The following is a 9,527-nucleotide window of genomic DNA, read 5'->3' on the forward strand; positions in this document are numbered from 1 at the left end:
ACAACACCAACGCCACCGCGTCGGCCTTGAACTCGGGTGGGTAGTTCTTCATCACCATCAGGAACATCTCTTCCCCTGGACCTCAAGATCCAGTCTTCGAGGTGTCCTCGTTCAAGGGGGAATGCCCAGGCGAACCCCCGACCTGCGATCATGTCGTGATCAGCACCTCTACCGCCAGGATGAAAAAGGCTCAGTCATGCGCCTCGCTTCTGCTCGATCAGGGCGTGGACCTGGTCGTGATCAAGGAGTTGCTTGGCCACGCCCACATCTCCATCACCGCCGACACTTACGCTCACGTCCGGCTCCGCCTCCAACGCGACGTCATCGAACGCATGGCGGGCGCTCTCGACAGCCACCCCGAAACGTAGCCGTCAGAAAACAATCACGGCTGCCGTAGCCGTCAACTTAGCCGTCAAGCGAGGCTTCAGGAACGCTTGACGGCTACTCTAAGCTGCAAGATAAAGGCTATTCATAATAGCCGGGACGGGCAACGAGGACGGATTCAAAGAATCGCGCAACCCCCGATTCGCCTTCTATATCGTCACCGCCTTCTCGATTAAACCCCAGAGTAAGCTGCGGACAGCTTGGGTAGAAGGGATCGGATTCGTCGACCTCAACTCCCTGGTCGCGCAAGAAGTGAATAATATCGCTAGCAGGCAAGGCGAACATGTCCACGGCACCATAAAGTACGTGGACAGCTTCGCTCTGGTGTTTAGATGGGACCGGCCTCCATACCTCGATAGCAGAAACTCTTCCCTCGTCACCAATGTGAGCGAAGATATCCCGGGTAAGATCCTCATCCCGAACTCTTAGGCGGGGCGCCTCACCAGGGGCAGCGAACATTTCCTCTGGGCTACCCCAGAGAACCATGGCGTTGCGGGCTTCGTCGATCGACATGCCGATGAGCAGGGGCGGAACGCCCTCTGGCGGCTGAAGCCTAATGATCACTATGCACCTCCAGAGGGCAATCTACCGTAACGTGCCTCGTCAGCAACCTGACGTGTAGTCTCGCCACGCCTTATTTGAGTCCAGACTGTCATACATCTCCTGGATGGCATCGTCGTACTTGCTCCCATAGCGGGAGCGGATATCATCCACGTCCATCTGCATCGCACCCCGAATATCCCCGGAGTCGATTAGATCTTTTTGCGCTTGACGCCAACGTTTAGCCGCACCGCTACTCCCGGTTGAATTAACCGCCCGATGGTCGAGCTTGTCCATTCGGATTGCAGAGCCCATGTGATGTGAGAAAGGATTTACCGAATGCGGCGGGATGTGGTTAATTTCTTTTCCGTCGCCGGCGGGCTGCAAACCTCCATACCATCCACCATTTCTCGGATCGTCGTTATGAACGAGGATCGCTTGGTCGACTGCTACCACATGGTAGGTGTGCAGCTCGTCAACGGTTAGGTTGTGGACGCGTTGGGTGGTGGTCCACTTCTGGACGGCGGTTAGCTGGACATGGGTGCCGGCCGAGGTTTGGAGCCACATGCCGGGCTGGAGCTGGCCAGCCGGTAGCCACTCACGCAGAGCGGGGATCCAGAACGGGTGCTCGTCCGTGGCAGTGAGAACGTCGGTGGCCGTGCCGCGGGTGCCGTCGATGTCGATGGTGAGCTTGACCAGGTTCTTCGTGCCGTTGCCGGTGATCAGCATGGTGACGGGCCTGGGGCCGGTGACGCCGGTCTCTGGGTCGGTGGCGAGGACGTACTCGCCCGCCTTGACGTCCTCGATCGGCTTGGAGGTGCCGTTGGCCATGAGGACCGGGGTGCCGGGGACGAAGCTGTTGGGCCGGCGGTCGCAGCTGCCCAGGCCGTCGCCCGGGAGGCCGACGAGCGGTAACTCGGGGGCCACCTGCTCGATGATCTCGTCGACCACGTCCTCGGTGACGTTGTCCACGACCTCCTCGACGATGTCCTTGGCGCAGCCCATGGCCGACATGCACGGGAGCGACATGTCGATCGGCTCGTCCATCGAGGTGCCGGTGAAGGCATCCATGATCTCGAGACGGTCCTCGTTGACGGTCTCGTTGTTCTTCTTCTTAGTGGTGGCGGCCCTCTTCTTGGCCTTTTCCTGCTTCTCCTTGACCTTCTCCCTGACCTTCTGGTCAGCCCTCTCCTTGGACTTCTTCTTGGCCCGGTCCTCGGCCTTCTTCCTGTCCTTCTCCTTCAGCTTCTCCTTGGCCTTGTCCTTGGACTTGTCCTTGGACTTGTCCTTGGGCTGCTGGCGGTCCTGGCGCTTCTGCCGCTCGCGGTGGAGCTTCAGAGAGTGGATACAAGAGGTAGGGAGGGCGATGCGGCGTTTGGAGGCCCGGGTCTTGGTGGGCAGCGTGGTGAGCCCACCGGAACTGGTGCGCTGGAGTGTGCGACGGATGGCGGCAGTACACGTGTCGAGGTTGAGGTCTTCACAGCGCAGGCCGAGAAGTCGCCCTTGTGGAGGCCTGTGTGGAGAGCGAGTTCGAACAGTGCGTGCAGCCGGTCGTCGTTGGTTTCCTGGAAGAACTTCTTGGGCCTCGTTCGTGGTAGGGGTTGTAGAAACGAGGCTTGTGTAGGTGAAGTTTTTGTGTGTGGTCGAAACTGAGGATTAGGTAGCGATTGGCGTGGGTGGTCTGACGGTTGTGGTGAGGCCGGTGAGCGGCGACATTCTTCAGCCGGTATGTCAAGTAGGAGGCCATGCGGTCCTGTAGGGGTGAATGCCGGCGCCGGAATGGGCGGCGGCGGAAAGGCCAGCTTGAACAGGCCCTGGGAGAGTTCGGGCGGTTCTTCCCGGAGCAAGGGCGGCAGCAGCGGCAGCGGCGGTTCGGGTAAGGCGGAGGAGGGCGGTACCTGCATCAGCTTCGTGCCCGGTACGAAGGTGCTGATGGCGGACGGGTCCGCGAAGCCGATCGAGGAGGTGAAGACGGGCGACAAGGTGGTTGCGACGGACCCGGAGTCGGGCGAGACGCGGACCGAGACGGTCACGGCGAAGATCAGGGGCCAGGGCCTGAAGCACCTGGTGAAGGTCACCATCGACAAGGACGGCGCGTCGGCTCGAAGACGGCCGAGGTCACGGCGACGGACGGCCACCCGTTCTGGTTCCGGAACTCGGCGAGTGGATCAAGGCCACGGACCTGAAGGCGGGCCAGTGGCCCGCACGAGCACGGGCACGTACGTCCAGATCACCGCACTCAAACGCTGGACGACCCCCAGTCCGCGGTCCACAACCTCACGGCCTCAAACGTCCACACGTACTATGTGCTCGCAGGCACCACACCGGTACTCGTCCACAACGCGAATCGCTGTGATGCGGGGGGTGCTCCTGGTAGTCGGCCGGGCAAGCCCTTTACTCCGGCCGGTAAAGGCAAGGTCACGTCCACGGGAGTGGTGTATAAGTCAGCCTTCGCGTGATCCTGTTTCTGCAGGTTAAGCGGTGAGTGTCTGCGGGATCGGTTTCTGGGCTGGTGTGTCGCCTGTCAGGAGTCGGAGGCGGGCTTTGGCCAGGATGTCCAGTCCCATGTAGCGGCGGGCTTCGCTCCATTCGTCGGTCTGTTCGGCTAGTACCGCTCCGACCAAGCAGATGATCGCGGCCCGGTCGGGGAAGATCCCGACCACGTCGGTGCGGCGGCGGATCTCCTTGTTCAACCGCTCCTGCGGATTGTTGGACCAGATCTGCCGCCACGTCTCGCGCGGGAAGGCGGCGAAGGCGAGCAGGTCCTCGCGGGCGGTGTCCAGATGTGCGCACGCGGCCGGGTACTTGGCCTCCAGGGCGTCGATGACCCAGGCGTGCTGGGCGCGCACCGACTCGGCGGTGTCCTGGTCGAAGATGGTCCGCACGAGGGTGGCCACCCAGGGCTGGGCTGATTTCGGGACCGTGGTCAGAAGGTTGCGCAGGTAGTCGGAGCTGTCAGGAAATAAGGCGTTGCTTTCTGATCTTGGGATCGTTGAGCTGGTATGGCGATCTCCACCGAGGTCTGCGAGCAGCTCGCGCGAAGATTCGAGGCGTTGCTCCCGCATCTGAACGAACGGCAGCAGCGGTTGATGCTCGGGATCGAAGCCCGGCTTCTGGGACACGGTGGCGTCCGGGCTGTCGCTCGGGCAGCCGGAGTCAGTGAAACCACCGTGCGCAAAGGGGTCTTCGAACTCGAAAGCGGACCGCGTCCCTCGCCGGATGATCGTGTCCGACGATCTGGAGGTGGGCGCAAGCCGGTGGCCGAGCACGACCCAGGCCTGGTGCCTGCACTATTAGCCCTGGTAGAACCCGATGAGCGAGGAGATCCAGACTCGCCGCTGAGGTGGACGACCAAGTCGCTGCGGCACTTGGCCGACGAACTCACCCGGCAGGGCTACACGATCTCGGCACCGACGGTCGGCGCGTTGCTGCGCCGCAACGGCTTCAGCCTGCAAGGCACGCGCAAGACCTTGGAGGGCACGCAGCATCCGGATCGAGACGCCCAGTTCCGCTACATCAATAAGCAGGTCAAACAACACCAGGCGGCGGGAGAGCCGGTCATCAGCGTCGACACCAAGAAGCGAGAACAACTCGGCCTGCTGCCCAACGCCGGCCGCGAATGGCGGCCGAAGGGCGACCCCGTCCAGGTCGTCGACCACAGCTTCTTCACCGGGCCGCAGGTCGAGCAGGCCATCCCGTACGGGATCTACGACCTCACCCGCAACACCGGCTGGGTGAACGTCGGTGTCGACCACGACACCTCCGTTTTCGCCGTGGAGTCCATCCGCCGCTGGTGGAAAGCACGCGGCCGCCGGGACTACCCGCACACCGGACGCCTGCTGATCACCGCGGACGCGGGTGGCTCCAACAGCTACCGCTACCGCGTCTGGAAGAGCGAACTGGCCGCACTGGCCGCCGAGACCGGGCTGGCCATCACGGTCTGCCACTTCCCTCCCGGCACCTCGAAATGGAACAAGATCGAGCACCGGCTGTTCTCCCACATCACCCTTAACTGGCGCGGCAGGCCGTTGACCAGCCACGAGGTGGTGGTCAACACCATCGCCGCCACCCGCACCAGCAGCGGGCTCCGAGTGGAGGCCACCCTCGACACCGGCGGCTACCCCACCGGTGTCGCGATCAGCAAAGAACGCTTCGCCGCCCTGCCGCTGGAGCGGCACGCCACCCACGGCAGCTGGAACTACACGCTGCACCCCGCACCCGGCGACGGATCCAGCCCCGCCCCGCCCGTCGGTGAGGCCCACGGACCTGCACAACGGCGGCAGGCCATGCTGGCCCGGCTGGCCGATCCGCGACTGACCGGCATGAGCCCAGCTCAGCTGAAGCAGTTGGCCGCAGTGCTCGCCCCGGCAACCTTCGCGCCAAGCCGCTCTTTGACGACTCGGCCCGCCTCCTGCTCACCCTGCTCTACCAGCGGCAGGTCTGCTCAATGAAAGTCCTGGCCGACCTGCTGGAGATCACCAACGTCTGCATCGCCGACCTGGTCAAGGAGACCCGCAGAGTTTTGGAAGACCACGGCCACCACGCCGGAGCCGCGCAGGTCCGCTTCACCAAACCCGCCGCTCTCCTCGACTTCCTAGACACCGACCAGCGCCCCGCACGAGCCGCGATCATCGACAGGCTGTCCCACCCAGTTCTGACCGGGCTCACCCGCGACGAACTTCGCCTGCTCACCAAACGCCTCGCCGCATCGCAAGTCGCTCAGGGCGAGCGCCTCGGCTACCAGCGGCGAGGCGGTCCTCGCCAATCCGGGACCAGATCCGGCGTCTTCCCCCAGAAGATCAGCAATAGCGAACGTGTCCTGCTGACTATCCTCTACCAGCGGAAACTCTGCACCATGGAGGTCCTGACCGATGCTCTGGGCGATGTCTGCAGGTCCTCCATCGGCAACGTCATCCGCGAAACGCGGCCCCTGCTCCAGCAAGCAGGCCACATTCCCACCGCCGCGCCCATCCGATACCGCACCGCTGCGGACCTGCTTGCCGCAGTGCCAGACGACCACGACACGCCGACAACTTGATCTTTTACGGCTTCAGTGGGTGCGGCACCGCTGCCAGGATGCGCCCGGCAGGGACGCGCCGATCGCCTCGACCAGGCCACGATGGGCATCGGAGATGACCAACTGCACGCCGGTCAGGCCGCGGGCGACCAAGCCGCGTAGGAAGGCCAGCCAGCCGGCGCCGTCCTCGGCCGAGGTGACCTCCACTCCGAGGATCTCCCGTTGTCCGTTGGCGTTCACCGCGGTGGCGACCAGGACGTGCACGTTGATGATCCGCCCACCCTCGCGCACCTTCTGGGTGAGCGCGTCCAGCCACACGAACGTGTACGGGCCGCCGTCCAAGGCCCGGGTGCGGAACGCCTCCACCTGCTCATCCAGCATCTTGGCCATCTGGCTGACCTGGCTTTTGGAGATGCGGGTGATCCCGAGTTGCTCGACCAGCTTGTCCACCCGCCGCGTCGAGACTCCCAGGAGATAGGAGGTCGCCACGACGCTGATCAGGGCCTGTTCGGCCCGGCGGCGCCGTTCCAGCAGCCACTCGGGGTAGTACGAGCCGGTCCGCAGTTTCGGGATGGACAGCTCGATTGTCCCGGTGCGGGTATCCCACTCCCGGGCCCGGTAGCCGTTGCGGGAGTTGGTTCGTTCCTCGCTGCGCTCGCGGTATCCGGCCCCGCACATGCTGTCGGCCTCGGCCGACATCAACGCCTCGGCCATGGTCTTCACCATGGATCGCAACAGATCCGGCTCGGCGTCTTCAAGCTGCTTCGCCAGCCAGCCGGTAGCGGGCACACTGTCGTTCACGGCCATCGCTTTCGTCCTTTCGGTCTTCGAACATCGAAAGGATCACGCGATGGCCGTTCTCATTTCACGACGCCACGCCTGTCACCAGCGGAAACTCGTACACCACGTCCGTGGACGCAACCAAAGGCAAAGTCGTTGATGCTAACAAGGATAAGTATGGCGTGCCAACATGCGAGATATGCGGCAGGGAGGTCATCCCGCCGGCAAAGTCCCAGCGAGGGGTGACGCCTCCAGAAGATGAATGGCAGATAGACCACATCATGCCTAAGTCGCGTGGAGGATCAGGAGATCCATCCAATGGGCAGGTATTATGTCGGGTCTGCAACAGGGCCAAGTCGGACAGTTGATGGGAGGGCTCGATGAGCGGTAATTCCGGGGCGGGTGAAAACCCTGTTCAGTCCAAGATCCAGGAGGATGTTGCGGCGCGGGGGTGGAGCTGGATTTGGGTGTTCGATCCGGATGAGAAGTCATCTCCTTTCGCATACACTATTGGGTTCGGTACTACTTTCGGTCATCCAGAGGTGGTCGTTGCAGGCCTTCCTGAGGGGACTTCGGAAGGCGTGTTGAGCGCCGTTCATGCTGAACTTGAAAACGGGGCAGTATTCAGCGATGGAGATGTCTCAGATGAGGTTCTCGAGGCATTCAAAGTGCGTTTTAGGGTGGTGCCGGTAGACTTGCTGCCCGGTAGCCTTGGGCAGGCTGTAGAATTCTATGGCGGCCGAAATTTCGAGGCAGTTCAGCTATATTGGCCAGATAGGGATGGAAATTTTCCGGGTGATGAAGATGCGTCCGCCTGGCTAAACGAACGGCAGTCCCTGAGGCCGTAGTCGGTCCTAGCTAGGCGGCTGTAGAGCAGTTGATTGAGCGAAATCGTGTCACGAGTGGCCCAATTTTCGCAATTTGGACTTAGTGGCGACTGGGTGCATATGGAATTCGATCCCAATTCCAAGCGGTAAGAAAACAGCAAGTGCGCTCAAGGCAAACAATTCCCGGAGGCCGCATCGGCATTCCGGGAATTGTTTGACGGCTACGTTGACGGCTACGTGCTGTGCGGTCGTTGTGTTGACGGCTATGGGTTGGGGTGGTCGTCGAGGGCGGTGTTCATGCGGTCGAAGGCGTCGCGTTGGAGTCGGAGTCCGACGTGGGTGTAGGTGTCGGCGGTGATGGAAATGTGGGCGTGGCCGAGGAGTTCTTTGATGACGATCAGGTCGACGCCTTGATCCAGGAGGAGTGAGGCGCAGGAATGTCTGAGGTCGTGGAAGCGGATCTTGCGTAGGCCCGCACGTCGGAGGATGTCGGCGAAGTGGCGGCCCATGTTGGTAGGGTTGATCGGGGTGCCGATGGTGGTGTGAAGACAAGCCCGGTGTCGCCGACGCCATCGACCGCATGAACACCGCCCTCGACGACCACCCCAACCCATAGCCGTCAGAAAACGATCACGAACACCGTAGCCGTCAAACGTAGCCGTAACAGCCCTGAAGTCCCGCCGAGATTAACGTGGCGGGGCTTCAGATTATCGACCCATAGCGATCAAGCTCTTCATAGTTTTACTCGCAGCGACTCGACAAAGGCATTAGGCCGGCCCGCATATGTGTCGACAATTCTCGAGACTATATGGCCAGCAGACCAGATTGCCTCAGGTTCCAGGCCAACACATTCACTCGGGGTTGCTGAAACCCTTCGTTTAATAGGTTCAACGATCTTGCAGTCATTCTTCTTCACAGGACTCTGCCAGAAGAAACGCGGTATCGACGGAAGCGCTTCTTTGGGGAGCTGTGAAATAGGCTTCCCCCAACCACCCGAGGAGTACGCAGACTTCGCCACGAGAATGGTGAACATCGGAGCGTCAACAGGCACGCCAGCATCGTCAAACGACGCATCCTTTCCATAGAACGCTACATATGGGAACTCAGCCAGCATCAAAGCGAAGGCGTGATCATGGCCCTCAACTGGGAATTTGAACATTGAACCCGGAACAAATTCGGTTCGCATGATCACGCCTCCGCCGCTCTCGACATCACCTCACGAGAGTAACACCTGGCCTATAGCCAGCCCCAGAGCCGTCTCGCGGCATCCATGTAGGTGGACCTCTCCCCGAGGTCGTCCGCAATCCCTCGAATGGCGTTCCCGGACGCACCCCCCGCCGATTGAGCCCCGCCGAAGAAGTCGATGAGATTCTGCTCCCGCCCTCGAATCGCCCGGTAAGCGGTATCGCTGTGCCGCTGCGCCACTGGCAGAGTGCCCTCAACCCACTTGTCCAGCACCGCAGGGCCGAATCCCTGATCGTTCATATGATGCCCAGCATCACGGGCAGCGATGATGTCTGCTGGATCGCCATATCCTCTCGTGCGCCCCGTATAAACCTTTCCAGTTACCGGATTAGTTTTCGTATACGTGACATATTTGATTCCACCGCAGTTATGGACGAGGACCGGAGTGGTGCCTGCGAGCACATAGTACGTGTGCAGCTCGTCAACGGTCAGGTTGTGGACGCGTTGGGTGGTGGTCCACTTCTGGACGGCGGTTAGCTGGACATGGGTGCCGGCCGAGGTTTGGAGCCACATGCCGGGCTGGAGTTGGCCTGCCGGTAGCCACTCACGCAGGGCGGGGATCCAGAACGGGTGCTCGTCGGTGGCAGTGATGACATCGGTGGCCGCACCGCGGGTGCCGTCGATGTCGATGGTGAGCTTGACCAGGTTCTTCGTGCCGTCGCCGGTGATCAACGTGGTGACGGGCCTGGAGCCGGTGACGCCGGTCTCTGGGTCGGTGGCGAGGACGTGGTCGC

The 9,527-nt window shown here is 61.9% G+C and carries 9 protein-coding genes and 3 pseudogenes; 5 read left to right on the forward strand and 7 right to left on the reverse strand.

What is annotated here, in order from left to right; genetic code table 11:
* Window positions 1–155 precede the first annotated feature (155 nt).
* Window positions 156–368, forward strand: a complete 213-nt coding sequence (locus tag QSK26_RS41120; protein WP_285780799.1) for a tyrosine-type recombinase/integrase — start codon at window positions 156–158, stop codon at window positions 366–368.
* A gap of 97 nt (window positions 369–465) precedes the next feature.
* Here QSK26_RS41120 and QSK26_RS41125 read toward each other — a convergent pair whose 3' ends face one another.
* The 3 genes and pseudogenes from QSK26_RS41125 to QSK26_RS41135 all read right to left on the reverse strand — a co-directional run.
* The gene (locus QSK26_RS41125; RefSeq protein WP_285780800.1) at window positions 466–897 is read right to left on the reverse strand and encodes a hypothetical protein; all 432 of its coding nucleotides are present in this window, start codon (window positions 895–897) and stop codon (window positions 466–468) included.
* A gap of 90 nt (window positions 898–987) precedes the next feature.
* On the reverse strand, window positions 988–1,995 hold the full coding sequence (locus QSK26_RS41130; RefSeq protein WP_285780801.1) for a polymorphic toxin-type HINT domain-containing protein: 1,008 nt from the start codon (window positions 1,993–1,995) through the stop codon (window positions 988–990).
* A 1,403-nt stretch (window positions 1,996–3,398) separates the two neighbouring features.
* A pseudogene (locus QSK26_RS41135) lies at window positions 3,399–3,869 on the reverse strand (transposase); the annotation flags it as partial.
* A 57-nt stretch (window positions 3,870–3,926) separates the two neighbouring features.
* On the opposite strand from QSK26_RS41135, the pseudogene QSK26_RS41140 reads away from it, so the two are divergent.
* Together QSK26_RS41140 and QSK26_RS41145 are read left to right on the forward strand one after the other, a co-directional pair.
* A pseudogene (locus tag QSK26_RS41140) lies at window positions 3,927–5,279 on the forward strand (ISAzo13 family transposase); the annotation flags it as partial.
* A gap of 92 nt (window positions 5,280–5,371) precedes the next feature.
* On the forward strand, window positions 5,372–5,962 hold the full coding sequence (locus QSK26_RS41145; protein WP_285780802.1) for a hypothetical protein: 591 nt from the start codon (window positions 5,372–5,374) through the stop codon (window positions 5,960–5,962).
* Between the two features lie 15 nt (window positions 5,963–5,977).
* On the opposite strand, the pseudogene QSK26_RS41150 reads toward QSK26_RS41145, so the two are convergent.
* Window positions 5,978–6,748, reverse strand: a pseudogene (locus QSK26_RS41150) (IS256 family transposase); the annotation flags it as partial.
* Window positions 6,749–6,903: 155 nt separating this feature from the next.
* On the opposite strand from QSK26_RS41150, the gene QSK26_RS42050 reads away from it, so the two are divergent.
* Window positions 6,904–7,089, forward strand: coding sequence for an HNH endonuclease (locus QSK26_RS42050; protein WP_352244493.1), 186 nt, complete (start codon window positions 6,904–6,906; stop codon window positions 7,087–7,089).
* A gap of 12 nt (window positions 7,090–7,101) precedes the next feature.
* Entirely contained in the window at window positions 7,102–7,569 is a 468-nt protein-coding gene (locus tag QSK26_RS41155) for a DUF4262 domain-containing protein (RefSeq protein ID WP_285780803.1), read from the forward strand.
* Between the two features lie 242 nt (window positions 7,570–7,811).
* Here QSK26_RS41155 and QSK26_RS41160 read toward each other — a convergent pair whose 3' ends face one another.
* From QSK26_RS41160 to QSK26_RS41170, 3 genes are all read right to left on the reverse strand, one after another.
* Window positions 7,812–8,162, reverse strand: coding sequence for a tyrosine-type recombinase/integrase (locus QSK26_RS41160; RefSeq protein WP_285780804.1), 351 nt, complete (start codon window positions 8,160–8,162; stop codon window positions 7,812–7,814).
* A 119-nt stretch (window positions 8,163–8,281) separates the two neighbouring features.
* On the reverse strand, window positions 8,282–8,734 hold the full coding sequence (locus QSK26_RS41165) for a hypothetical protein (RefSeq protein ID WP_285780805.1): 453 nt from the start codon (window positions 8,732–8,734) through the stop codon (window positions 8,282–8,284).
* A 50-nt stretch (window positions 8,735–8,784) separates the two neighbouring features.
* Window positions 8,785–9,527, reverse strand: a 743-nt coding sequence (locus QSK26_RS41170; protein ID WP_285780806.1) for a polymorphic toxin-type HINT domain-containing protein, incomplete at its 5' end; no start/stop codon positions are given.

The sequence above is a fragment of the Microtetraspora sp. NBRC 13810 genome, assembly GCF_030268685.1.
Classification (GTDB): Bacteria; Actinomycetota; Actinomycetes; order Streptosporangiales; family Streptosporangiaceae; genus BSRQ01.